This is a genomic window from Streptomyces sp. NPDC031445, from assembly GCF_055581365.1.
Genome location: NZ_JBVIJO010000003.1, coordinates 161174 through 184690, shown reverse-complemented (window position 1 = coordinate 184690; position 23517 = coordinate 161174). Strand labels below are relative to the sequence as shown.

The 23517-nt window shown below is 73.6% G+C and carries 23 protein-coding genes; 9 read left to right on the top strand and 14 right to left on the bottom strand.

The annotated features are described in order from the left end of the window. Nucleotides 1-171: 171 nt before the first annotated feature. Nucleotides 172-1800, top strand: coding sequence for a protein kinase domain-containing protein (locus tag ACZ5DC_RS11100; protein ID WP_468651582.1), 1629 nt, complete (start codon nucleotides 172-174; stop codon nucleotides 1798-1800). An 84-nt stretch (nucleotides 1801-1884) separates the two neighbouring features. Here the strand turns inward: ACZ5DC_RS11100 and ACZ5DC_RS11095 are convergent, their stop codons facing one another. Next, nucleotides 1885-2430 carry a bacterial proteasome activator family protein gene (locus tag ACZ5DC_RS11095; protein WP_366750007.1) on the bottom strand — a complete coding sequence of 182 codons (546 nt, stop codon included), beginning with the start codon at nucleotides 2428-2430 and terminating at the stop codon, nucleotides 1885-1887. A 174-nt stretch (nucleotides 2431-2604) separates the two neighbouring features. Here ACZ5DC_RS11095 and ACZ5DC_RS11090 point away from each other — a divergent pair, with 174 nt between their 5' ends. Further along, nucleotides 2605-3390, top strand: a complete 786-nt coding sequence (locus tag ACZ5DC_RS11090; RefSeq protein ID WP_468651579.1) for a hypothetical protein — start codon at nucleotides 2605-2607, stop codon at nucleotides 3388-3390. 77 nt (nucleotides 3391-3467) lie between these two features. Here ACZ5DC_RS11090 and ACZ5DC_RS11085 read toward each other — a convergent pair whose 3' ends face one another. Genes ACZ5DC_RS11085 through pdhA form a run of 7 tightly spaced genes read right to left on the bottom strand, consistent with a single transcriptional unit; the run spans nucleotide 3468 to nucleotide 11547 of the window. Next, nucleotides 3468-4448, bottom strand: a complete 981-nt coding sequence (locus ACZ5DC_RS11085; protein WP_468651577.1) for an NAD(P)H-quinone oxidoreductase — start codon at nucleotides 4446-4448, stop codon at nucleotides 3468-3470. Between the two features lie 29 nt (nucleotides 4449-4477). Beyond that, nucleotides 4478-5575 carry a potassium channel family protein gene (locus ACZ5DC_RS11080; RefSeq protein ID WP_468651575.1) on the bottom strand — a complete coding sequence of 366 codons (1098 nt, stop codon included), beginning with the start codon at nucleotides 5573-5575 and terminating at the stop codon, nucleotides 4478-4480. Next, complete coding sequence (locus ACZ5DC_RS11075) at nucleotides 5572-6957, bottom strand: molybdopterin molybdotransferase MoeA (protein ID WP_468651573.1); 1386 nt, start codon at nucleotides 6955-6957, stop codon at nucleotides 5572-5574. Before ACZ5DC_RS11075 ends, ACZ5DC_RS11080 begins: the two co-directional genes overlap by 4 nt. Continuing rightward, nucleotides 6954-7883 carry an NTP transferase domain-containing protein gene (locus tag ACZ5DC_RS11070; protein WP_468651571.1) on the bottom strand — a complete coding sequence of 310 codons (930 nt, stop codon included), beginning with the start codon at nucleotides 7881-7883 and terminating at the stop codon, nucleotides 6954-6956. Before ACZ5DC_RS11070 ends, ACZ5DC_RS11075 begins: the two co-directional genes overlap by 4 nt. A 60-nt stretch (nucleotides 7884-7943) precedes the next feature. Further along, entirely contained in the window at nucleotides 7944-9383 is a 1440-nt protein-coding gene (locus ACZ5DC_RS11065) for a dihydrolipoamide acetyltransferase family protein (RefSeq protein ID WP_468651569.1), read from the bottom strand. Then, a complete protein-coding gene (locus ACZ5DC_RS11060; protein WP_468651567.1) occupies nucleotides 9383-10387 on the bottom strand; it encodes an alpha-ketoacid dehydrogenase subunit beta in 1005 nt (334 codons plus the stop codon). The genes ACZ5DC_RS11065 and ACZ5DC_RS11060 overlap by 1 nt, the downstream gene beginning before the upstream one ends. Next, nucleotides 10384-11547 carry a pyruvate dehydrogenase (acetyl-transferring) E1 component subunit alpha gene (gene pdhA, locus ACZ5DC_RS11055; protein WP_468651565.1) on the bottom strand — a complete coding sequence of 388 codons (1164 nt, stop codon included), beginning with the start codon at nucleotides 11545-11547 and terminating at the stop codon, nucleotides 10384-10386. The genes ACZ5DC_RS11060 and pdhA overlap by 4 nt, the downstream gene beginning before the upstream one ends. A gap of 190 nt (nucleotides 11548-11737) precedes the next feature. Here pdhA and ACZ5DC_RS11050 point away from each other — a divergent pair, with 190 nt between their 5' ends. Further along, nucleotides 11738-12220, top strand: coding sequence for an Lrp/AsnC family transcriptional regulator (locus ACZ5DC_RS11050; RefSeq protein ID WP_171159880.1), 483 nt, complete (start codon nucleotides 11738-11740; stop codon nucleotides 12218-12220). A 2-nt stretch (nucleotides 12221-12222) separates the two neighbouring features. Here ACZ5DC_RS11050 and ACZ5DC_RS11045 read toward each other — a convergent pair whose 3' ends face one another. Next, entirely contained in the window at nucleotides 12223-12810 is a 588-nt protein-coding gene (locus tag ACZ5DC_RS11045; RefSeq protein WP_468651563.1) for a TetR/AcrR family transcriptional regulator, read from the bottom strand. Further along, complete coding sequence (locus tag ACZ5DC_RS11040; protein WP_468651561.1) at nucleotides 12807-14321, bottom strand: 3-hydroxyacyl-CoA dehydrogenase; 1515 nt, start codon at nucleotides 14319-14321, stop codon at nucleotides 12807-12809. Before ACZ5DC_RS11040 ends, ACZ5DC_RS11045 begins: the two co-directional genes overlap by 4 nt. 158 nt (nucleotides 14322-14479) lie before the next feature. Between ACZ5DC_RS11040 and paaN the strand changes: the two genes are divergently transcribed. Continuing rightward, the gene (paaN, locus tag ACZ5DC_RS11035; protein ID WP_468651559.1) at nucleotides 14480-16171 is read left to right on the top strand and encodes a phenylacetic acid degradation protein PaaN; all 1692 of its coding nucleotides are present in this window, start codon (nucleotides 14480-14482) and stop codon (nucleotides 16169-16171) included. Here paaN and ACZ5DC_RS11030 read toward each other — a convergent pair. From ACZ5DC_RS11030 to ACZ5DC_RS11020, 3 genes are read right to left on the bottom strand one after another with little or no spacing between them, the layout of a single operon-like run. After that, nucleotides 16168-16938: a TrmH family RNA methyltransferase gene (locus tag ACZ5DC_RS11030; RefSeq protein ID WP_468651557.1), complete on the bottom strand. Its 771-nt coding sequence runs from the start codon at nucleotides 16936-16938 to the stop codon at nucleotides 16168-16170. The two genes, paaN and ACZ5DC_RS11030, sit on opposite strands and share 4 nt — an antisense overlap. Next, a complete protein-coding gene (locus ACZ5DC_RS11025; protein WP_468651554.1) occupies nucleotides 16935-18149 on the bottom strand; it encodes an HTTM domain-containing protein in 1215 nt (404 codons plus the stop codon). Before ACZ5DC_RS11025 ends, ACZ5DC_RS11030 begins: the two co-directional genes overlap by 4 nt. After that, complete coding sequence (locus ACZ5DC_RS11020; protein ID WP_468651552.1) at nucleotides 18146-18913, bottom strand: DUF5819 family protein; 768 nt, start codon at nucleotides 18911-18913, stop codon at nucleotides 18146-18148. The genes ACZ5DC_RS11025 and ACZ5DC_RS11020 overlap by 4 nt, the downstream gene beginning before the upstream one ends. 438 nt (nucleotides 18914-19351) lie before the next feature. On the opposite strand from ACZ5DC_RS11020, the gene paaA reads away from it, so the two are divergent. From paaA to ACZ5DC_RS10995, 5 genes are read left to right on the top strand one after another with little or no spacing between them, the layout of a single operon-like run. Further along, a complete protein-coding gene (gene paaA / locus ACZ5DC_RS11015; RefSeq protein WP_366749991.1) occupies nucleotides 19352-20368 on the top strand; it encodes a 1,2-phenylacetyl-CoA epoxidase subunit PaaA in 1017 nt (338 codons plus the stop codon). After that, nucleotides 20365-20652 carry a 1,2-phenylacetyl-CoA epoxidase subunit PaaB gene (paaB, locus tag ACZ5DC_RS11010; RefSeq protein ID WP_171154589.1) on the top strand — a complete coding sequence of 96 codons (288 nt, stop codon included), beginning with the start codon at nucleotides 20365-20367 and terminating at the stop codon, nucleotides 20650-20652. Before paaA ends, paaB begins: the two co-directional genes overlap by 4 nt. After that, nucleotides 20649-21404, top strand: coding sequence for a 1,2-phenylacetyl-CoA epoxidase subunit PaaC (paaC, locus tag ACZ5DC_RS11005; RefSeq protein ID WP_468651549.1), 756 nt, complete (start codon nucleotides 20649-20651; stop codon nucleotides 21402-21404). Before paaB ends, paaC begins: the two co-directional genes overlap by 4 nt. Continuing rightward, on the top strand, nucleotides 21398-22003 hold the full coding sequence (paaD, locus tag ACZ5DC_RS11000; RefSeq protein WP_468651547.1) for a 1,2-phenylacetyl-CoA epoxidase subunit PaaD: 606 nt from the start codon (nucleotides 21398-21400) through the stop codon (nucleotides 22001-22003). The genes paaC and paaD overlap by 7 nt, the downstream gene beginning before the upstream one ends. Further along, a complete protein-coding gene (locus ACZ5DC_RS10995) occupies nucleotides 22003-23067 on the top strand; it encodes a 2Fe-2S iron-sulfur cluster-binding protein (protein ID WP_468651545.1) in 1065 nt (354 codons plus the stop codon). Before paaD ends, ACZ5DC_RS10995 begins: the two co-directional genes overlap by 1 nt. Nucleotides 23068-23149: 82 nt before the next feature. Here the strand turns inward: ACZ5DC_RS10995 and ACZ5DC_RS10990 are convergent, their stop codons facing one another. After that, on the bottom strand, nucleotides 23150-23479 hold the full coding sequence (locus tag ACZ5DC_RS10990) for a rhodanese-like domain-containing protein (RefSeq protein ID WP_366750296.1): 330 nt from the start codon (nucleotides 23477-23479) through the stop codon (nucleotides 23150-23152). Between the last annotated feature and the right edge of the window lie 38 nt (nucleotides 23480-23517).

Genomic DNA, 23517 nt, shown 5'->3' with positions numbered 1-23517 from the left:
TCGTCCACCCCCTGTAACGCTTGCGCGACGCTTCTTGCGCGTACGGTCACGGAACGGGCACCGCGCTTGACGTGTCCGGGCCCTTGGGCAGACTTGGCCGGGAATGACACATTCGATCAAGGCCTGTCCGCCGGCTGACGGCGCCGCACGGCCGGTGGGGGACGCGGAGAGATGAGCCAGGACGGCGCACACGGCCGGTACACGGGGCAGGCGCTGGCCGGGGGCCGTTACCAGCTGCGCGACGTGCTGGGCGAGGGCGGCATGGCCTCCGTGCACCTCGCGTACGACGCCGTGCTGGACCGCCAGGTCGCCATCAAGACGCTGCACACCGAACTCGGCCGGGAACAGGCCTTCCGGGAGCGCTTCCGCCGCGAGGCCCAGGCAGTGGCCAAGCTCACGCACACCAACATCGTCTCGGTCTTCGACACGGGCGAGGACGAGTTGAACGGCTTGGCGACGCCGTACATCGTCATGGAGTACGTCGAGGGCCGGCCGCTGGGCTCCGTGCTGGAGGAGGACGTCCGGCAGTACGGCGCGATGCCCGCGGACAAGGCCCTGAAGATCACCGCCGATGTGCTCGCGGCCCTGGAGATCAGCCACGAGAAGGGGCTGGTCCACCGCGACATCAAGCCCGGCAACGTGATGGTGACCCGGCGGGGCGTGGTCAAGGTCATGGACTTCGGCATCGCCCGCGCCATGCAGTCCGGTGTCACCTCGATGACCCAGACCGGCATGGTCGTCGGCACCCCGCAGTACCTCTCGCCCGAGCAGGCTCTCGGCCGCGGCGTGGACGCCCGCTCCGACCTGTACTCGGTCGGCATCATGCTGTTCCAGCTGGTCACCGGGCGGCTGCCGTTCGACGCGGACTCGCCGCTGGCCATCGCGTACGCGCATGTGCAGGAGGAGCCGGTGGCGCCCTCCTCGGTCAACCGCGCGCTGCCGCCCGCCGTGGACGCCCTGGTCGCCCGCGCGCTGAAGAAGAACCCGAACGAGCGCTTCCCGACCGCCGAGTCCATGCGCGACGAGTGCCTGCGGATCGCGGCCTCCTTCCAGGCGGCCCCGCCGAGCATCGTGCCGGGCGCCGGTCCCGCGCAGAGCGGCTCGGGCGTCGCCTCCGCGGTGTTCCCGCCGGTCGACCGGACGGCCCCGGCACCGCACGGGCAGGTACAGACGCCGTACCAGCCGGCCCCGGCGCCGAACCCGTACGGCCACCCGACGCCCACCCCGGGCTACGGCTACCCGCAGCAGGGCGGCTACCCGGCGTCCCCCGCGGGCTACGGCCCGCAGGGCGCCGCCCCGGCCCCGCCGGCGTACACGATGGCGCCGCACCAGGCCGGCCGGCCCGGCGGCGGCCGGAACCGGCGGCCGGTGGTCATCGGTTCGGTCGCCGTGGCGGCCGTCGTGGCCGTCGGCCTGGCCGTCGCCCTCACGCTGAAGCACACCGGCGACGACACGGAGGCCGGCGGCGGCTCCAGCGCCTCCGCGTCCGCGTCCCACCGGGCGGGCTACCGCGGCCCGGACACCACCCGGCGGATCGACCCCGCCAAGTGCACCGATCCGCAGGAGTCCTACAACGACCCGGACAAGATCCAGCTGCCCGACTTCCGGTACAAGGACATCGGCTCCGTGAAGAAGTGCCTCCAGGCCGCGGGCTGGAAGTGGGACATCAAGCACGAGGACGACAACACCTGGGGTGAGGGCACCGTCCTCGACCAGTTCCCCGCACAGGGCACCGACGTCGACCAGGACGACGTGGGCAGCATCGAGCTGAGGGTGTCGACGGGCAACCCGCCGCAGTGAGCCGGCCCCCGGCGCGGTCCGGGGAACGGGTCGGGCCCGGCGGTCGTCCGCCGGGCCCTCGGTGTGTCCGGCCGAGCCGGGGGTTTACAGGTACGGTCCGCCCGAGCGGCCGCCGGTGTGCTGGTCGTCGCCGCCCTCGGAACCGGTCACGCCCGGCGGGAGCGCGCGGCGCATCTGCTCCAACTGGGCCCTCGCGGCCATCTGCTGGGCGAACAGCGTCGTCTGGATCCCGTGGAAGAGACCCTCCAGCCAGCCCACCAACTGTGCCTGCGCGATCCGCAGTTCCGCGTCGCTCGGGGTGACGTCGTCGGTGAACGGCAGGGACAGCCGTTCCAGTTCCTCGACCAGCTCGGGGGCCAGCCCGTCCTCCAGCTCCTTCACCGAACTGGCGTGGATCTCCCTGAGCCGCACCCGGCTGGCCTCGTCGAGGGGAGCCGCCCGCACCTCCTCCAGAAGCTGCTTGATCATGCTGCCGATCCGCATGACCTTGGCCGGCTGTTCCACCTGCTCCGTCACCGGGGTCTCACGCGAGTCCTCGTGCCCGTCGCCCCCGCCGAGCGCCATCCCGTCCTGACCCACGACAAGGATCTGGGGGTTTCCCGGCGACCGTTCGTTCCTCGGCATCTCCATGCCGCCATTCTCTCGCACGCCACCACCTCATCACCGTGGTGCCCCCCTGAGGGGCTGATCCACCGTTTAGACCCGACGGCCCAATCCGGAATGCCTTCTTCGCCACATGATGTGAGGCTTGTTCCCGTCGGTTTTCCATCGGTCACGGCACCTGGGCCCCGGGAGGTCACCGACGTGACTGCACGCCCACGACTCATGCTGCGCTGTCTGCGGCTGCTGGTCGTCCTCACGGCGACGGCGCTGCCGGCGCACGGCACCGCCGTCGCCCACGGCGGCGCGCCCCTCCTCACCGCCAGGCCGGACACCGCCCGCCCGTCCGCCACCGGACACCGGGAGCAGCCCGGCACACGCGGCACACGCGGCACACGGCAGGGAACCAGCAAGGGCACGGTCCCTGAACACGCGCTTGACCTGACGGACGTCCCGGAGCACGCGAGCGCCGGGCACACGGCTCCGGGGCACGCCGCCCGGGACCGCGGGCGCCCGGACCAGGGCCCCCCGCCGGAGGCGTCCCCGGACGAGACGTCGTCGGCGAACGCGTCCACCGCCGTGCCGATGCCGTCCGACTCCGCCTCGGCGTCGGTGCACCCCTATCGCCCCCTCGCCTCCGTGGAGCCGTCCCGGGCGGGCAGCCGGGCCGGTGAGGGGCGGATGCGGCCGGGGCGGCCGGACGGGCCCGAGATCGAGGACGAGGACGACGACGACCCCCCTCCCGCGACCCCCGCCGCCCAGCCGGAGGAGCCGGAGACCGCGGAGGTGCCGAGCGGCCCTCCGTCGCCCCCGGAGACCGGCCCGGACCCCACCGGTTCCCCACAGGGGCCCGCCGCCGAGCAGGCGGCCCCACCGGACGAGGCCCCGACGGAGCCGGTCCTGCGCATCCTCCCGCTCGGCAGCGGCCTGGTCCTCATCGGCCTGGGCCTGGGGCTGGCGCTCCTCGGCCTGAGACTCCGCAAGAGCTGACGGCCGGGGACGGCCGGGGACGGCCCGGGATCTCCCGGAACCGCCCGGGGCCCCCGCGCCGCCCCGCACCGCCTCCGCTACGGCGCGACCAGCAGCACCTTGCCGACGTGGCCGCTCGCCTCCACCAGCCGGTGCGCCTCGGCCGCCTCCGGCATCGGCAGCTCGCGGTCCACGACCGGGCCGACGTGCCCGCCGGCGAGCAACGGCCACACGTGCTCGCGTACGGCCGCGACGATGGCGGCCTTCTCGTCCAGCGGGCGGGCGCGCAGCGAGGTCGCGCTGATCGCGGCCCGCTTGCCGAGCAGCGTGCCGATGTTCAGCTCGCCCTTCGCACCGCCCTGCATGCCGATGATCGCGAGGCGTCCGTTGACGGCGAGCGCCTGGACATTGCGGTCCAGGTACTTCGCGCCCATGTTGTCGAGGATGACGTCGGCGCCCGCGCCCTCGGTGGCCTGCTCGATCTCGGCGACGAAGTCCTGCTCGCGGTAGTTGATCAGCACGTCCGCACCGAGTTCGGCGCACCGTCCGAGCTTCTCCTTCGTCCCGGCGGTCACCGCGACCTTGGCGCCGACGGCCTTGGCGAGCTGGATCGCCATGGTGCCGATGCCGCTGGAGCCGCCGTGTACCAGCAGCGTCTCACCCGGACGCAGATGGGCGACCATGAACACGTTGGACCAGACCGTGCAGACGACCTCGGGCAGTGCGGCGGCGCGCTTGAGGTCCATGCCCTCGGGCGCGGGCAGCAGCTGCCCGGCCGGTACGGCGACCTTCTCGGCGTAGCCGCCGCCCGCGAGCAGCGCGCACACCTGGTCGCCGACGGCCCAGCCGGAGACGCCGGGACCGAGCGCGGCGATCGTGCCGGAGCACTCCAGGCCGGGGTAGGGGGAGGCGCCGGGCGGCGGGTTGTAGAAGCCCTGGCGCTGGAGGATGTCGGCACGGTTGACGGCGCTGGCCACCACCTCGACCAGCACCTCGCCCTCGCCGGGCACCGGATCGGGGACCTCGTCCCACACCAGCGCCTCGGGACCACCAGGTTCGGGAATCGTGATCGCATGCATGCCGGTGACGCTACTCCCCCGGCGCCCGGTCATCCCGGTGACAGGGGGCGGACGCCCGGCGTGACCCGGGTCTCCGGCGTGGCGCGGACGATGGTGATGAGCCGGTCCGTCAGCTGGAGCGTGCCGACGGACGGGTCGTCGTAGCCGAGCACCCGGTGTCCGCGGAGGACGCTCACCACCAGGTCGTCCGTCTCGCGCGGCGTCTTGCCGACCTCGCCTCGGACCACGGGCCGTTCGACGAGGTCGAGCCCGCTGCCCTGCTGGATCAGGTCCTCCATCACCATGCCGGCCGCGGGGCTGAGCACGGACAGTCCGAGCAGACGGCCGGCCGCGCCGGAGCTGGTGATGACGGCGTCGGCGCCGGACTGCTTGAGCAGCGGGGCGTTCTCCTCCTCGCGCACCGCGGCCACGATCTTCGCGGTGCGGTTGAGCTGGCGGGCGGTCAGCGTGACGAGGACGGAGGTGTCGTCGCGCTGCGGAGCGACGATGATCTGCCGGGCCTTGTGCACCTCGGCCCGTCGGAGCACGTCACTGCGGGTGGCGTCGCCTATGACGCCCGCGTAGCCCTCGGCGGTGGCCGCGTCGATCGCCTTGGAGCTGGGGTCGACCACGACCACCTGTTCCTTCTTCAGCCCGGTCACGCAGACGGTCTGGATGGCCGACCGCCCCTTCGTGCCGAAACCGACGACGACGGTGTGGTCGCGCAAGGTGGACCTCCAGCGGTTCAGGCGCCATTCCTCCCGGGTGCGTTCGGTGAGGACCTCCAGCGTGGTGCCGACCAGGATGATCAGGAACAGCACGCGCAGGGGCGTGATGACGAGGATGTTGGTGAGCCGGGCGCTGTCGCTGACCGGGGTGATGTCGCCGTAGCCGGTGGTGGAGAGGGTGACGGTCGCGTAGTAGAACGCGTCGAGCAGGTCGACGGGGCCGTCGGAGCTGTCGCGGTAGCCCTCGCGGTCGGCGTAGACGACCAGCGCGGTGGCGACCAGTACCACCAGGGCCATGACGAGCCGCTTGACGACCTGGCGGATCGGACGCTCCACCACTTTTCGCGGGAGTTTCACCCGATGGGTCACCAGATGTTCGCCCGCCTGGCGGGCGATGGCGTCATGGCCCGGAAGTTTCACGTGAAACACACCCCGATTCCGGCGGTCGCCCATGGCAGGTCCAGCAGCTCGGCCTCCTCGCCCTGCCGGGCCCCGCCCGGCGGTACGACGGCCAGCGCGTCGGCGGCGGCGACGCCCCGGAGCATGGCCGGACCGTTGTAGTGCAGCGGCATGGCATGGTCGCCGCGCAGCACCACGGGGATGAGCCGGGTGTCGTGCGGGTGCCCGTGCACCGCCTCCCTCAGCGGCAGCGTGTACGGCTCGGGGGCGGGGTGGGCGGCGAGGGTCCTCAGCAGCGGTTCGGCGAGGGTGAGCAGGCCGGAGACGGCCGCGAGAGGATTGCCGGGCAGGCCGACGAGGTGCTGGTGGTCCTTGGTGCGGGCCAGCAGCATGGGGTGGCCGGGACGCACCTTGACGCCGTCGACGAGGAGTTCCGCGCCGAGGCGTTCCAGGACCGGGTGGACGTGGTCGACGGGTCCGGCGGCCGTGCCGCCCGTGGTGACGATCAGGTCGGCGGCGGAGCGGGTGATCGCCTTCTGCAGGGCCTTGGCGTCGTCGCCGACCCGGCGTACGGCGATGACATCCGCACCGAACGCGCGCAGCCAGGACGGCAGCATGGGACCGAGGGCGTCCCGGATCAGCCCGTCGTGCGGCAGGCCCTCGGTGAGCAACTCGTCTCCCAGCACGAGGACTTCGGCCCGGGGGCGGGGGACGACGGTGACCGTGTCGTAGCCGGCGGCCGCGGCGAGGCCCAGGACGGCGGGGGTGACCAGGGTGCCGACGGGCAGCAACTGGTCGCCGTAGCGGCACTCCTGGCCGCGCGGGCGGATGTCCTGGCCGTGGAGCATCTCGCGCGTGGTGTGCAGGCGGCCCTGGGTGTCGATCCGGCCGTGCTCGGTGCGCAGGACGGCGGTGGTGTCGGCGGGGATGCGGGCTCCGGTGGCGATGCGGACCGCCTCGCCGTCGGTGAGGGGTTCGGGCTGCGCGTGCCCGGCGAGCACGCCCTCCTCGCGCACCTGCCAGGGTCCGGGGCCGGCGACCGCCCAGCCGTCCATCGCCGAGGTGTCGAAGGAGGGCAGGTCGGTGAGCGCGTCGAGGGGCGCGGCCAGGGCCAGTCCCAGGGAGTCGCCGAGCGGCACGGAGACGGGGGCCCGGCGGGGTCGGGAACGCGCGGCACGCGCGGCGGCCTCCCGGGCCTGGGGCCAGGGGGTGGCCCGGTGCGGTTCCGCGGGCCGCGCGCCGGACGACCGGGCGGCCGGGGCGGACGCCTGGCCGGCGCCGTCGTCCGTGCTGTCGTCCCGGTGCTCCCTGTGGGCATCCCTCACGAGTGCCAGGGCCTCCTCGACGTCGAGGTCGTCGGTGTCTTCGGCGGACGCCTCGGCCCGGGTGCCGGGGGCGGTCATCCGGCGTCCGGGGCGCTCGGGCCCCCGCTCCTCGCGTCCGGGGTGCCCCCGCCGTTCTCTTCCTCCCAGCGCAGCGCCAGCGCGGCGGCCTTGCGCGCGGCCTCGGCGACGGCCTCGGGGCCGCCCTTGCCCTGGGCGGCGGCGTAACCGACGAGGAAGGTGGTCAGCGGGGCGGCGGGCCGGGCCACGCCGTGCGCGGCGTCCCGGGCCAGATCGAGCAGGACGCCGGTGTCGACGTCCAGTTCGATGCCCAACTCGTCCTTGACTGCGGAGATCCATTCATCCAACACGGACCCATGCTCCCTGATGCGTGCCCTGGCCGTCGCGATGTCGTCCCAGGTGTCGCAGTCGAAGGAGGCGCGCGGGTCCGTGACGCGGGTGAGGCGCAGGGCACCGGTCAGCCGGCGCAGGGGCAGTCCGCCGAGGCCGCCGTGCGTGGCGGCGAGGGCGGCCAGCTCACGGCGCAGGGCGGCGGTGCGGTAGGCGGCCACCAGCGGCTGGTCGCGTCCGTCGGCGTCGGTGAGCAGCGCGCCGTCGGCCCCGGTCTCCTGAAGGCAGCTCACCAGGCGCCGCAGCACCCGCTTCTCGAGAAAGGGCAGGTCGGCGGAGAGGACGACGGTGTGCCCGGCGGTGGTGAGCCGCAGGCCGGCCTCCAGCGCGGCGACCGGTCCGCCGCCGGGCGGCTCCTCGCGCGCCCAGCGCACCGGGCGCGCGGTGGGCCGGGGCGCGGCCACGACGACGGTCGTCCCGGCGTCCGAGCAGGCCGCGAGCACCCGGTCGAGCAGCGCGCGGCCACCGACCCGGAGCCCCGGCTTGTCGGCCCCGCCGAGCCGCCTGGCCGCACCGCCGGCCAGTACGACGGCGTCGTACGGCAGGGGGATCCCGGGAGCGGGTGTCCCGGGAGCGGCGGGGGCGGTGTCGGTCACCCTCCGAGTATGTCCTGCCGGTTCCTCCTTCCGAACCCCTGTCTCATGGGGGGCCGTGGCTCACAGGGTGCGCAGCAGCACCGCCGGCTGTTCCACGCAGTCCGCCACGTACCGCAGGAAGCCGCCCGCCGTGCCGCCGTCGCACACCCGGTGGTCGAAGGTGAGCGAGAGCTGGACGACCTGGCGGACGGCCAGTTCGCCCTCGTGCACCCACGGCTTGGGGACGATGCGGCCGACGCCGAGCATGGCCGCCTCGGGGTGGTTGATGATCGGGGTGGAGCCGTCGACGCCGAAGACGCCGTAGTTGTTCAGCGTGAAGGTCCCGCCGGTGAGTTCCCCGGGGGTCAGCGTCCCGGTGCGGGCCGCCTCGGTGAGCCGGGCGAACTCGGCGGTCAGCGACTCGGCGTCGCGCGCGTGGGCGTCCCGGACGACCGGCACGACCAGGCCGCGCTCCGTCTGCGCGGCGAACCCGAGATGGACCTGGTCGAGCCGGACCACCTCGCGGGCCTCGGTGTCGACGAAGGAGTTCAGCTCGGGGAACCGGGCGAGGCCGGCCGTGCAGACGCGGGCGAGCAGCGCGAGCAGGGAGATCTTCGGGCCTCCGGCCGCGTTCATCGCGGCGCGGGCGCGCATGAGTTCCGTCGCGTCGGCGTCGACCCAGCAGGTCGCGTCCGGGATCTCCCGGCGGCTGCGGGAGAGCTTGTCGGCGATGGCGCCGCGCACGCCCTTGAGCGGGATCCGGGTCCCGCCGCCCTGCGCGACGGGCGCCGCGGGGGCGCGTACGACCGGCTCATCGGCCGTGCGGACCGGTGCCGCCTCGGCGCGCAGCGCGTTCTCGACGTCCGCGCGCAGGATGAGCCCCTGCGGCCCCGAGCCGGTCAGCCGCCGCAGGTCGACGCCGTTGTCGCGGGCGAGCTTGCGCACGAGCGGGGAGATCACGGGGACCGGGCCCTCGCTGGGAGCGGCGGTGGGGGTGGCCGGGGAGGCGGGTGCGGAGACGGGTGCCTGCGCCACGGCCGGCGCGGCCTCGCGCGCGGGGGCGTGGGCGTCGGCCCGAACGGTCGCGCGCCGGGTGGCCCGCCCGTCGGCCGGGGCGACGCTCGGCGCCGCCTGTCCGTTGCCGTCGGCCGGGCGCCGGGCGCCCTGTCCGTCGACCGCGCCCGTGGTGGCCCGCACCCGGCGCCGGCGTGCCGCCGGGGCCTGGGTGCCGTAGCCCACCAGGACGTTGCCGGAGCCCTCCGGCTCCGGTTCCCGCTCGCCCACGGCCACCGTCAGCAGCGGGGCGCCGACGGGCAGTTCGGCGCCCTCCTCGCCGAAGCGGGCGGTGACCACGCCGCCGTACGGGCAGGGCACCTCGACCATCGCCTTGGCCGTCTCGACCTCGACCACGGGCTGGTCCACGGCGACCACGTCACCGACCTGGACCAGCCAGCGGACGATCTCCGCCTCGGTGAGCCCTTCGCCGAGGTCGGGCAGCTTGAACTCCAGCACCTGAGCCATCAGCCCTCGGCCTCCCACTGCAGCCGGGCCACGGCGTCCAGGATGCGGTCGACGCCGGGCAGGTGGTGCCGCTCCAGCATGGGCGGCGGGTACGGGATGTCGAACCCGGCCACGCGCAGCACCGGCGCCTCCAGGTGGTGGAAGCAGCGCTCGGTGACACGGGCCGCGATCTCGCCGCCCGGCCCGCCGAACCCGGTGGACTCGTGGACGACGACGGCACGGCCGGTGCGCCGGACGGACGCGCAGACCGTCTCGTCGTCGAACGGCACCAGGGAGCGCAGGTCGACGACCTCCAGGTCCCAGCCCTCGGCCCGGGCGGCCTCGGCGGCCTCCAGGCAGACCGGCAGCGAGGGGCCGTAGGTGATGAGCGTGGCGCTGCGGCCGGTCCGGCGGACCACGGCGCGGCCGATGGGCTCGACCTGCGTCGGCTGCTCGGGGTTCCAGCTGTCCTTCGACCAGTACAGCCGCTTGGGCTCCAGGAAGACGACCGGGTCGTCGGAGGCGATGGCCTGGCGCAGCAGTCCGTAGGCGTCGGCGACGGTGGCGGGGGTGACCACGTGCAGCCCCGGGGTCGCCATGTAGTAGGCCTCGGAGGAGTCGCTGTGGTGCTCGACACCGCCGATGCCGCCGCCGTAGGGGATGCGGACGGTGAGGGGCAGGGGCATTCTGCCGCGCGTGCGGTTGCGCATGCGGGAGACGTGGCTGACCAGCTGCTCGAACGCCGGGTAGGCGAAGGCGTCGAACTGCATCTCCACCACGGGCCGCAGGCCGTACATGGCCATGCCGACGGCGGTGCCGAGGATGCCGGCCTCGGCGAGGGGGGTATCGGTGCAGCGGTCCTCGCCGAACTCCTTGGCGAGCCCGTCGGTGACGCGGAAGACCCCGCCGAGGGTGCCGACGTCCTCGCCCATGACGTGCACGGTGGGGTCGGCGGCCATCGCGTCGCGCATCGCGCGCGTGAGGGCCTGCGCCATGGTGGCGGGCTTGACGGCGACGGTGGTCATCGGGCGCCGCCTTCCGGGGCGCCGGGCCCGCCGTGCTGCTCCTGCTCGGCCTCCAGCTCGGCCCGCAGCAGGGCGCGCTGCTCGCGCAGCTGGGAGGTGGTCTCGGCGTAGACGTGGTCGAAGAGGTCCATGGGGTTCAGCTCGGGGTCCCGGTTCATGCGTTCCCGCAGGGATGCGGCCATGGTCTCGGCGTCCTGGCGGGCCGCCTCGACACCGGCGTCGTCCAGCAGCCCGCGCGCGGTCAGTTCGCGTTCCAGCAGCTCGATGGGGTCGTGGGCGCGCCAGGCGGCGATCTCGTCCTCGCCGCGGTAGCGGGTGGCGTCGTCGGCGTTGGTGTGGGCGTCGACGCGGTACGTCACCGCTTCCACCAGGGTCGGTCCACCGCCCGCGCGCGCGTGCCGCACGGCGTCGCCGAGGACCTCGTGCACGGCCGCGGCGTCGTTGCCGTCGACCAGCCGGCCCGGCATGCCGTACCCGACGGCCTTGTGGGCCAGGGACGGCGCGGCGGTCTGCTTGGCGAGCGGCACGGAGATGGCGAAGCCGTTGTTCTGCACCAGGAAGACGACCGGCGCCTGCCAGACGGCGGCGAAGTTCAGCGCCTCGTGGAAGTCGCCCTCGCTGGTGCCGCCGTCGCCGACCATGGCCAGGGCGACCACGTCGTCGCCCTTGAGGCGGGCGGCGTGGGCGAGGCCGACGGCGTGCGGCAGCTGGGTGGCGAGCGGGGTGCTCAGCGGGGCCACCCGGTGGGCGTAGGGGTCGTAGCCGGTGTGCCAGTCGCCGCGCAGCAGGGTGAGCGCCTCGGCGGGGTCCACGCCCCGGGCGACGACGGCGAGCGTGTCGCGGTAGCTGGGGAAGAGCCAGTCACGCTCCTCCAGGGCCAGGGCGGCGGCGATCTCGCAGGCCTCCTGGCCGGTGCTGGACGGGTAGACGGCGAGCCGGCCCTGCTTGGTGAGGGCGGTGGCCTGCGTGTTGTACCGGCGCCCGCGCACCAGCTCGGCGTACAGCCGCCGCAGCAGGTCGGGGTCCGCCTTGCCGGCCGCCTCGGTACCGAGGACGCGGTACGGCTCGGCGTCGGGCAGCAGCGGCGCGGCGTCCATACGGGGCTGCCAGGCGGGCGGCGGCGATGGCCGGTACGCGCCCCGCTGCTCCAGAACCGTCATGACGGCACCTCCTCGTGGGAGTGGCTACGGGAGGCGCGTCGTCTGTGACCCGCCTCACCAACCGATTGTTCGGTCGCCGACACATTTTGGCTACAGGTGCCCCCAGGCTGTGGACAAACGGTTCTCCACAGCCTGGAATGGCCGCAGGGCGTCCACGGCGAGGAAGCGGGGGGACATGCGAGCTGAACAAATGGCCGCCGGGCCGCAGGACGGCGCAGCGCCGCCGCCGCGCCCGCTGGACGCCATCGACCAGGACATCCTGAAGATCCTGCAAGCGGACGGCCGGGCCTCGATACGGTCGGTCGCCGAGCGCGTCCACGTCTCGCGCGCCAACGCCTACGCGCGCATCAACCGGCTCGTCGAGGACGGCGTGATCCGGGGCTTCAGCGCCCGCGTGGACCACGAGCGCGCGGGGCACGGCACATCGGCGTACATCACGCTGAAGATCGTCCAGAACAGCTGGCGCACGGTCCGCGAGCAGCTCAGACAGCTGCCCGGCGCCTCCCACATCGCACTGGTGGGCGGCGACTTCGATGTGCTGCTGCTGGTGCACACGCCCGACAACCGGGCGCTGCGCGAGCTGGTGCTGACCCGGCTCCAGGCGATCCCCGAGGTGCTCAGCACCCGCACACTGCTGGTGTTCGAGGAGGAGGACCTGGAGCCGGAGGACTGAGGTCAGTCCTGGCGCAGCCCCGAGAAGACCAGCCTGACGACGGCGTCGGCCACCTCCTGGCCGCTCGCGCCCCGCGCGTCCGGCCGGTACCACTCCACGATCGAGTTGATCATCCCGAAGACCAGCCGGGTGGCGAGGCGGACCTCGACGTCGCCGCGCACGTCGCCGTCGGCCGCCGCCGCCTTCAGCAGCTCGGCGACCCGGTGGTCGAAGTCGCGGCGCCGCTCCAGCGCCCAGCGCTCGGTCTCGGTGTTGCCGCGCACGCGCAGCAGCAGCGTCACGTAGGGCAGCTCGGCTATGAGCACCTCGACCATGCGGCGCACGACGTGCTCCAGCCGTCCGGCCGGGGGCCCCACGCACGCGTGCTCCTCGTCCAGGATGGCGAACAGGCCGTCCAGGGCGCGGCTGACGGCCCGGCGCAGCAGCTCCTCCTTGCCGCTGACGTGGTGGTATATCGACGACTTGGAGATGCCGGCCGCCTTGGACAGGTGCTCCATGGAGGTGCCGTCGTAGCCGCGCTCGTTGAAGACGCGGACGGCGACGGTGAGCAGCGTCTCGGGGGTGTAGGTGTCGCGCCTGGCCGTGGTCATGAGGTGCCCTCCCGCTTGTCCTGGGCGTACGAGTGGCGGTACAGCGCCAGGGAAGGCGCGTAGCGGCCGGAGGGTTCGCGCTCGTGCATCTCGTCCAGCAGTTCGTGGGCCCAGGCGCGGGGCAGGCCGCGGCTCCACTCGAAGGGGCCCAGCGGGTAGTTGACGCCGAGGCGCATAGCGGTGTCGATGTCCTCCTCGGTGGCGACGCCCTTGGCGACGGCGTCGTGCGCGAGGTCGATGATGCGGGCGACCGTGCGGGCGACGATCATGCCGGGGACGTCGCCGATGACGCTGACCTTCTTGCCGAGCGCCTGGAAGAGGCCGGTGGCCTCGGCGAGGGTCTGCGGCAGGGTGTCCTGGGCGGTGGACAGGGCGATGCGGGTGGCCTCGCGGTAGTCCAGGGCGAGGTCGAAGTAGACGACGTCGCGGAACTCCACGGAGGTCTGGCCGTCGGCGAGGGCCAGCTGGCCGCCGCTGGGCAGCACCAGGCGGCTGCCGTTGTCCTCGTCCTCCTGGCGGACCGTGATGCCGGCCTCGCGGATCATCGCCAGCAGCTCGGCGGCCGGGCCCAGGTCGCCCTCGGCGACGACGTAGGCGGGCGGCTGTTCCTTGTCGGCCGTGTGCGGCTCGGGCCGCTCGGCGCCGTCCGCGTAGTCGTACCAGCCGCGCCCGCTCTTGCGGCCGAGCCGCCCGGACTCCACCAGCCGGCGCTGCGCGAGCGAGGGCGTGAAGCGGGCGTCCTGGAAGAAGGACTGCCACACCGAGTGGGTGACGGACTCGTTGACGTCCTGGCCGATCAGGTCGGTCAGCTCGAACGCGCCCATCCGGAAGCCGCCGCACTCCCGCAGCACCGCGTCGATGGTGGCGGGGTCGGCGGCCTGGGCCTCGTGGACTGCGAACGCCTCCGCGTAGAACGGCCGGGCGATGCGGTTGACGATGAAGCCGGGGGTGTCCGCGCAGGCCACCGGGGTCTTGCCCCACGAGCGGGCGGTCTCGTACGCGCGCGTGGCCGACGTGACGTCGGTGGCGAACCCGGAGACCACCTCGACCAGCGGCAGCAGCGGCGCCGGATTGAAGAAGTGCAGGCCCACGAAGCGGCCGGGGTGGCGCAGGGCACCGCCGACGGCCGTCACCGACAGCGAGGAGGTGTTGGTGGCGAGCAGGCAGTCCTCGGCGACGATCTCCTCCAGCTCGCCGAAGAGCCGCTGCTTGACGTCCAGCCGCTCCAGGACGGCCTCCACCACCAGCCCGCAGCCGGCCAGTTCCGCGAGGCTGTCCACGGGCTCCAGGCGGGCGAGGGCGGCGTCGCGGCCGGCTTCCGTGAGCCGGTCCTTGGCCACGAGCCGGTCGAGCCGGGCGCCGATCGCTCCGGCCGCTTCCCGGGCCCGCCCGGGTGCGGCGTCGTAGAGCCGCACGGGGTGCCCGGCGACCAGCGCGACCTGGGCGATTCCCTGGCCCATGGTGCCGGTGCCGACGACGGCCACGGGGCTGCTGAGGTCGAGTCCTGTCATGTGCGCGATCCTCCCGCACGGGGTTTTCCACAGATGCGGCGGACCCCCTTGTACCGACCGATCGTTCGGTTACTCTAGCTCTGACCGTCCCATCCCGCTGCTCTTTCTGCCAGGTCCGAACTCGACGACGAGTTCTCCAGACGAGGAGTTGGTCCCGCATGGCCGCCGAACTGACCGCGCCCGAGCTGATCGAGAAACACCGGCCGACGCTCGACCAGGCCCTGGAGGCCATCCGCACCCGCGCCTACTGGTCCCCGCACCCCGAGCACCCCAAGGCCTACGGCGAGGGGGGAAGCCTGGACGCCGCGGCGGGCAAGGCCGCCTTCGACGCCGTGCTGGGCACCCGCCTCGACCTCGGCCAGCCCGGCACGGACGACTGGGTGGGCGGCGAGGTCTCGCCGTACGGCGTCGAGCTGGGCGTGACCTACCCGCACGCGGACCTCGACGTGCTGCTCCCGGCCATGCGGGCCGGGCAGCGGGCCTGGCGGGACGCGGGCCCGGAGGTCCGGGCGGTGGTCTGTCTGGAGATCCTCAAGCGGATCAGCGACCGGACGCACGAGTTCGCGCACGCCGTCATGCACACCAGCGGGCAGGCGTTCATGATGGCGTTCCAGGCGGGCGGCCCGCACGCCCAGGACCGCGGCCTGGAGGCGGTGGCGTACGCGTACGCGGAACAGGTCCGCACCCCGGAGACGGCGGAGTGGACCAAGCCGCAGGGCAAGCGCGACCCGCTGGCCCTCACCAAGCGGTTCACCGCGGTCCCGCGCGGCATCGGCCTGGTCATCGGCTGCAACACCTTCCCGACCTGGAACGGCTATCCGGGCCTGTTCGCCTCGCTGGCCACCGGCAACGCGGTCCTGGTCAAGCCGCACCCGCGCGCGGTGCTGCCGCTGGCGCTGACCGTACAGGCCGCCCGGGAGGTGCTGGCCGGGGCGGGCTTCGACCCGAACCTGGTGGCGCTGGCCGCCGAGCGCCCCGGCGAGGGCATCGCGAAGACGCTCGCCACCCGCCCCGAGATCAAGATCATCGACTACACCGGGTCGACGTCCTTCGGCGACTGGCTGGAGGCCAACGCCCGCCAGGCGCAGGTCTACACGGAGAAGGCCGGCGTCAACACGGTGCTCGTGCACTCGACGGACGACTACAAGGGCATGCTGTCCAACCTGGCGTTCTCGCTGTCCCTGTACAGCGGCCAGATGTGCACCACCCCGCAGAACCTGCTCATCCCCCGCGACGGCATCACCACCGACCAGGGCCCCAAGTCGTTCGACGAGGTCACCGCCGACCTCGCCCGCGCGGTCGACGGTCTGCTCGGTGACGACGCGCGGGCCAACGCGCTGCTGGGAGCGATCGTCAACCCGGACGTCAAGGCCCGCCTGGAAGCCGCGGCCGGCCTCGGCGAGGTCGCCCTCGCGTCCCGCGAGATCACCAACCCGGAGTTCCCGGGCGCGGTGGTCCGCACCCCGGTCATCGTCAAGCTGGACGGCGCCAAGCCGGACGCCGAGGCCGCGTACATGAGCGAGTGCTTCGGCCCCGTCTCCTTCGCCGTCGCCGTCGACTCGGTGACGGACGCGGTCGAGCTGCTGCGCCGCACGGTCCGCGAGAAGGGCGCGATGACGGTCGGCGCGTACACCACGGACGCCGGGACCGAGCGCGCCGTCGAGGAGGTCTGCCTGGAGGAGGCGGCCCAGCTCTCCCTCAACCTGACGGGCGGGGTCTACGTCAACCAGACGGCCGCGTTCTCCGACTTCCACGGCTCGGGCGGCAACCCGGCGGCCAACGCGGCCCTCACCGACGGCGCGTTCGTCGCCAGCCGCTTCCGGGTGGTGGAGGTGCGCCGGGAGGCCTAGAGCCTTCCGTCCGGATCACGCCGGGGCGCGGCGCCGGTCGCGCTCCAGTGGTACAGCGTCATCGCCACGCTGGTGGCCAGGTTGTAGCTGGAGACCTGGGGGCGCATCGGCAGGCGCAGCAGATGGTCGGCCCGCGCGCGCAGTTCCGGCGACAGGCCGGAGCGTTCGGAGCCGAAGGCCAGCACGGCGTCGTCGGGCAGCCCGGTGCCGCGGATGTCCTCGCCCTCCGGGTCGAGGGCGAACAGCGGCCCGGCGGGCAGCTCGCCGGCGCCGAGGCGCTCGACGGCGGTGGCGAAGTGCAGGCCCGCGCCGCCTCGCACCACGGTGGGGTGCCAGGGGTCGAGCGTGCCCGTGGTGACCACACCGGTCGCCCCGAAACCGGCGGCCAGCCGGATCACGGCACCGGCGTTGCCCAGGTTGCGGGGGTTGTCCAGGACGACGACGGGCGCGGTACGGGGCGTGCGGGCGAGCGCGCGCAGGTTGGCCTCGCGGGAGGGCCGTACCGCGAGGGCGGCCACACCGGTCGGATGGGGGCGCGGGACGAGCGAGGCGTACGCCTGGCCGGGCACCTCCGCGAGGAGGGCGTCCAGGGCGTCGCGCACGTCCCCGGCCAGTTCCTCGGCGAGGGCCAGGGCGGCCCGCCGGTCCGTGGTGACCGCGACCGGCACCTCGGCCCCGAAGCGCAGCGCGTGCTTCAGGGCGTGGAAGCCGTCGAGCAGCACGGCGGTGTCCGCGTGCGCGCGCCAGCGGCTCAGCGGGTCGCTCATGCGGTGAACCCTACGTGGCCCGCCGCGCTCTCCTCCGGGGAGCGCGGCGCGGGGACCGTACGGCCGTCGCGCCGGGCGAACCGCCCCCGCGCGCGGGCCGCCAGGCCGCCCAGCCGGCGCAGGAAGGACGTCGGCAGGAAGACCGCGTCGGCGGTGATCATCGCCAGCGAGAAGAACGGCAGCCCGAGGACGACCGCGATCACGGCGTGCTCGGTCATCATCAGCACCAGCAGGACGTTCTTGACCCGCCGGTTGAACAGGGTGAACGGGAAGGCGACCTGCACCATGACGGTTCCGTAGGCCACGATCATCATGATCGTGCCGCTGGACGACATCAGGTCGGCGAGACCGTGCCAGGGCGAGAAGTAGTCCAGGTGGAGCGGGTAGTACACGGCGGTGCCGTCCTGCCAGCGCGAGCCCTGGATCTTGTACCAGCCCGCCGTGGCGTAGATCAGACAGGCCTCGGCCATGATCACGACCAGGGCGCCGTTGTGCAGAACGTTCGCGATGACGTCCAGCAGCATCCGCGGCTGCCGCCATGCCTCCCGGCGCCCGGTGACCCACCACAGGCCGAGCACCGCCCAGGCCGTCCACAGCAGCGCCTGGATCAGCCAGCCGTTGTCGAAGAACCGGCCGGTCGCCGTCGCCGTGCCCAGCGCCAGGCCGAGCACCGCCCACAGCACGGGCCCCACCCGGTCGGCGGGCGCCCGCTCGCCCCCCGCGGGCGCCGTCGCGCCGCGGGCCGCGCGCCGCGCGTCGAGGGACCAGACCTGGCCGCAGCGCGTGAACACCAGGTAGACGGCCATCAGGTGCAGGACGTTGTCGCCGCCGTCGCCGACGAACACGCTGCGGTTCTGCAGCGACAGCACACCGACCATGAACAGCACGGACGCCGTCCGGGTGCGCCAGCCGAGCACCAGGGCCGCGCTGGCGAGGACGGCCAGCGCGTAGCAGCACTCGAACCAGAGCTGTCCGTCGGACCACAGCAGCGCCGTGAAGGCGTGGTTGTCGGCGGTCAGCTGCCTGGCGAGGTTGAAGCCCCACGGTCCGGAGGGGCCGTACAGCTCCTGGCGGTGGGGGAACTCACGCAGCAGGAACAGCAGCCAGGTCCCGGCGAAACCGATCCGGATCACGGCGCTCTGGTAGGGCCCGAGGGCCGCCCCGGTGACCCGGGCGATGCCGCGCGACAGCGACAGGGACAGACGGTTCACCGCACACCTCCGGCGGCCTCGTCGGCGGTCACGGACCACCAGGGCAGCAGGCGGAGGGCGGGCTTGTCGGAGACCCGCTCACGGCTCCACGGCGGCGGCTGCACATTGGTGGTGCTGGAACGGATCTGCACGCGCTGTATCACGCCTTCCCGGCTCGTCGGATCGTCCCGGTACAGCCGCATCACCGCGATCCGGCGCAGGTACTGCTCGGACAGGGAGCCGCGCAGGCCGACGGGACGGTTGTCGGAGGCGTGGGTGGCGGTGAAGAAGTCCCAGGCCCGGCGCAGTTCGTTCTGCTGGGTGTGGCTGGGCGCCAGGTTGCCGTCGATGGCGGCGCCGTCCTGGGCGGACAGGTCGGTCCACCCGGTGGTGCGCAGGTCCCCGTCCCGCATCCGCACCTCGGCGCGGACCTGGACGGCGATGTTCTGCTGCAGCGGGTTCGGGGCGAACAGCTTCCAGTTCTGCTCGAACTCCGGGTAGACCCACTCCTCTATCACCTTGCCGTGCTGCTTCGTCACCGTGTTCGCGGGCGCGAGACTGAGGAAGACCATCAGCAGGTGCACGCCGGCGGCCACGGCGACGACGGCGAGCGCCAGCGCGGCAGCGACCCGGTAGCCGGGGGAGAGCGCGGCGACGCCGGTGCGCGGTTCGGGCGCGCCGGCGGACGGCGCGGGCGGCGGCTGCGCGGGTTCTTCCGGGAGACGCGTCCCGGGCGGCCCGTCCGGGCCCTGCGGGCCCCGCGAGTCCTCGTCGTACGCGTCCATCGCGTCCCGTCCCCCGTTTCGGCTCGTGTGGCTGGTCAGTCGTGCGGTCGTGCGGCCCGGTGGCCCGGCCCGGTCGGTCGGCCGAGCGGGGCGCGCGGGAGCGCGACGCGGTCACCTGCGTCGCATGGTGCACGAGCGCCACGTCTCGGCGCTCGCACGGAACGGTACTCAGCCCCGGGCCCCGTGCGCAGCCCCGGGTACGGGCCGGCCGTGGTGGTCCTCGCCACGGGCGGGCCCCGGCCTGGCGGCGCGGCTACGGCCTGCCGCGCCTCGTCCGCGTTGTCCACAGGCTGTGGGCGGGGTTTTCCACAGCGGTTGACACCCACAGCGGCCCGGCACACCATGGACTACGCACGAACCGAACGATCGGTCGGGACGCCGGCCGGGACGTACGGACCGGACAGAGTTCACCGCAGAGCCCGAGGTCAGGGGGACCGCATGGCCACAGCAGCCGCGCAGCGCACGGCCCGCACCGAGGCGGACGGCACGCCGGACACCGCCGGCACGACGGCCCACCAGCGCGCCTTCGACGCGGCCGTGGCCGCCGACGAACGCATCGAACCACGCGACTGGATGCCCGACGCCTACCGCGCCACCCTGGTCCGGCAGATCGCCCAGCACGCGCACTCCGAGATCATCGGCATGCAGCCGGAGGCCAACTGGATCACCCGCGCGCCGTCCCTGCGCCGCAAGGCGATCCTGATGGCCAAGGTCCAGGACGAGGCCGGCCACGGCCTGTACCTGTACAGCGCGGCCGAGACCCTCGGCACCGGCCGCGACGAGCTGCTCGACAAGCTGCACAGCGGCCGCCAGAAGTACTCCTCGATCTTCAACTACCCCACCCTGACCTGGGCCGACGTCGGTGCGATCGGCTGGCTGGTGGACGGCGCCGCGATCACCAACCAGGTCCCCCTGTGCCGCTGCTCCTACGGCCCGTACGCCCGCGCGATGGTGCGGATCTGCAAGGAGGAGTCCTTCCACCAGCGCCAGGGCTACGAGCTGCTGCTGGCGCTCAGCAAGGGCACCCCCGAGCAGCACGCCATGGCGCAGGACGCCGTGGACCGCTGGTGGTGGCCGTCGCTGATGATGTTCGGCCCGCCCGACGACGAGTCCCAGCACTCCGCGCAGTCGATGGAGTGGAAGATCAAGCGCCACTCCAACGACGAACTGCGCCAGCGCTTCGTGGACATCTGCGTCCCGCAGGCCGAGTCCCTGGGCCTCACCCTCCCGGACCCGGAGCTGCGGTGGAACGAGGAGCGGGGGCACTACGACTTCGGTCCGATCGACTGGACGGAGTTCTGGGAGGTCCTCAAGGGCAACGGGCCCTGCAACGAACAGCGGATCACCCAGCGCAGGCGCGCCCACGACGAGGGCGCGTGGGTACGGGAAGCGGCCGCGGCCCACGCGGCCAAGCACACCGGCGGTGCCGGTGGGACAGGAGCGACGCGAGCATGAGCACCACCGACTGGCCCCTGTGGGAGGTCTTCGTGCGCTCCCGGCGCGGCCTCTCCCACACCCACGCCGGCAGCCTGCACGCGCCCGACGCCGAGATGGCCCTGCGCAACGCCCGCGACCTGTACACCCGGCGCGGCGAAGGCGTCTCCATCTGGGTCGTCCCGGCCGCCTCGATCACCGCGTCCTCGCCGGACGAGAAGGACCCGTTCTTCGAGCCGGCCGCCGACAAGCCCTACCGGCACCCGACCTTCTACGAGATCCCGGAAGGGGTGAAGCACCTGTGACCGCCACCGGCCCCGCGGCCCGCCCCGCCACCGGCCCCGGCGTCGTCCCGGTGACCGCCGCGCTCGCCCTCGGCGACGACGCCCTGGTGCTCTCCCACCGCCTGGGGGAGTGGGCCGGGCACGCCCCCGTCCTGGAGGAGGAGGTCGCCCTCGCCAACATCGCGCTGGACCTGCTCGGCCAGGCCCGGGTGCTGCTGTCCCTGGCCGGCGACGAGGACGAGCTGGCCTACCTGCGCGAGGAACGCGCCTTCCGCAACCTTCAGTTGGTCGAGCAGCCGAACGGCGACTTCGCGCACACCATCGCCCGCCAGCTGTACTTCTCCACCTACCAGCAGCTGCTCTACACCGAACTCGCCGCGGGGGAGAGCCCGTTCGCGCCACTGGCCGCCAAGGCGGTGAAGGAGGTCGCCTACCACCGCGACCACGCCGAGCAGTGGACGCTGCGGCTCGGCGACGGCACCGACACCAGCCATGAGCGGATGCGCCGGGCCTGTGACGCGCTGTGGCGGTTCACCGGCGAGATGTTCCAGCCGGTGGAGGGCCTGACCGCCGACTGGGCCCGTCTGGAGGAGAGCTGGCTGGAGTCCGTCACCGACATGCTCGGCCGGGCCACCCTCCCGGTCCCGCAGGGGCCGCGCACCGGAGCCTGGTCGGCGGGCGCCGGCCGGCAGGGCCTGCACACCGAGCCGTTCGGCCGGATGCTCGCCGAGATGCAGCACCTGCACCGCAGCCATCCGGGGGCGTCATGGTGACCGCCACCGCCCTGGAGGAACGGCTGCTGGAGCTGGCCGGCGCGGTGCCCGACCCCGAGCTGCCCGTCCTCACCCTGCGCGAACTGGGCGTGCTCCGCGCGGTGCGGGTCCACGGCGGCGACGGCGGCGACACGTGCGACACGGTGGAGGTCGACCTGACCCCCACCTACACCGGCTGCCCGGCCATCGAGGCGATGAGCCTCGACATCGAGCGGGTGCTGCGCGCCCACGGCATGTGCGAGGTCACCGTCCGCACGGTGCTCAGCCCCGCCTGGTCCACCGACGACATCACTGCCGAAGGGCGCGAGAAGCTGCGGGAGTTCGGCATCGCGCCACCGCGCGCAGTCCACGCTGACGGCCCGGTGCCGCTGACCCTCGGCCCGACGCGCACGCGCGCCCCGCACACCCCGCACGCCGTACCAGCCGCCCAGGACGCCCAGGACGCCCATGCCACGGACGCCGCGGCCGAACCCCTCCGCTGCCCGCACTGCGGATCGGCCGACACCGAACTGCTGAGCCGGTTCTCCTCCACCGCGTGCAAGGCGCTGCGCCGCTGCCTGGCCTGCCGGGAACCGTTCGACCACTTCAAGGAGCTGTGATGGCCCGCTTCCACCCGCTCCCGGTGGCCGCGGTCGACCGGATCACCGACGACTCCGTCGCCCTGACCTTCTCCGTGCCGCCCGCACTGCGCGAGGAGTACCGGCACGCGCCCGGCCAGCATCTCGCGCTGCGCCGCCGGGTCGACGGCACGGACATCCGGCGCACCTACTCGATCTGCTCCCCCGCTCCCGACCCGGACGGCGAGGGCCCGGACAGCCTGCGGGTGGGGGTGCGGCTGGTCGAGGGCGGGGCCTTCTCCGCGTACGCCCTGAAGGAGATCAACGTCGGGGACGAGCTGGAGGTGATGACCCCGGCGGGCCGCTTCACGCTGGAGCCGGCGCCGGGCCTGTACGCGGCGGTCGTCGGCGGCAGCGGCATCACCCCGGTGCTGTCCATCGTCGCCACCCTGCTGGCGCGCGAGCCGGCGGCCCGGTTCTGCCTGATACGCAGCGACCGTACGGCCGCCTCGACGATGTTCCTGGAAGAGGCCGCCGACCTGAAGGACCGCTACCCGGAGCGGTTCCAGCTGGTGACCGTGCTCTCCCGGGAGGAACAGCAGGCGGGCCTGCCGTCCGGCCGGCTCGACCGGGAGCGGCTCACCGGGCTGCTGCCCGCGCTGCTGCCGGTGGACGAGGTGGCGGGCTGGTTCCTGTGCGGGCCGTACGGGCTGGTGCGGGGCGCGGAGCAGGCGCTGCGCGAGCTGGGCGTGGTGCGGGACCGGATCCACCAGGAGATCTTCCACGTGGACGCGGGCTCGGCCCCGGCGGCCACGGCTCAGGCACCCGCGCACAGCACCGTCACCGCGCGGCTCGACGGCCGCGGCGGCACCTGGCCGGTGCGCGAGGGCGAGTCGCTGCTGGAGACGGTGCTGCGCAACCGGCCCGACGCGCCCTACGCCTGCAAGGGCGGGGTGTGCGGGACCTGCCGGGCCTTCCTGGTCGCGGGCGAGGTGCGCATGGACCGCAACTTCGCGCTGGAGACGGAGGAGACGGAGGCCGGGTACGTGCTGGCCTGCCAGTCGCATCCGCTGACGGAGAGGGTGGAGCTGGACTTCGACCGCTGACGTCCGCGGGACCGTTCCCTCGTCCTGGAACGGGCTGAGCGGCGCCCGGGGGGCCGGGCGCCGGGGCCGGTGGGTCCCGGGGCTACAGGACGAAGCCCGGCTTGCCGTCGTCGGTGACGACCGGGCGGCCGGCGGCCTCCCAGTGCTGCATGCCGCCGTCGACGTTCACCGCGTCGACGCCCTGCTGGACCAGGTACATGGTGACCTGGGCGGAGCGACCGCCCGAGCGGCAGATGACGTGCACGCGGCCGTCCTGCGGGGCGGCCTCGGTCAGCTCGCCGTAGCGGGCCACGAACTCGCTGAGGGGGATGTGCAGCGCTCCCCCGGCGTGGCCCGCCTGCCACTCGTCGTCCTCGCGGACGTCCAGCAGGAAGTCGCCGTCCTTGAGGTCCGTCACCTGGACCGTGGGCACACCAGCTCCGAAGTTCATGGCTCTGACGCTACCCGAAG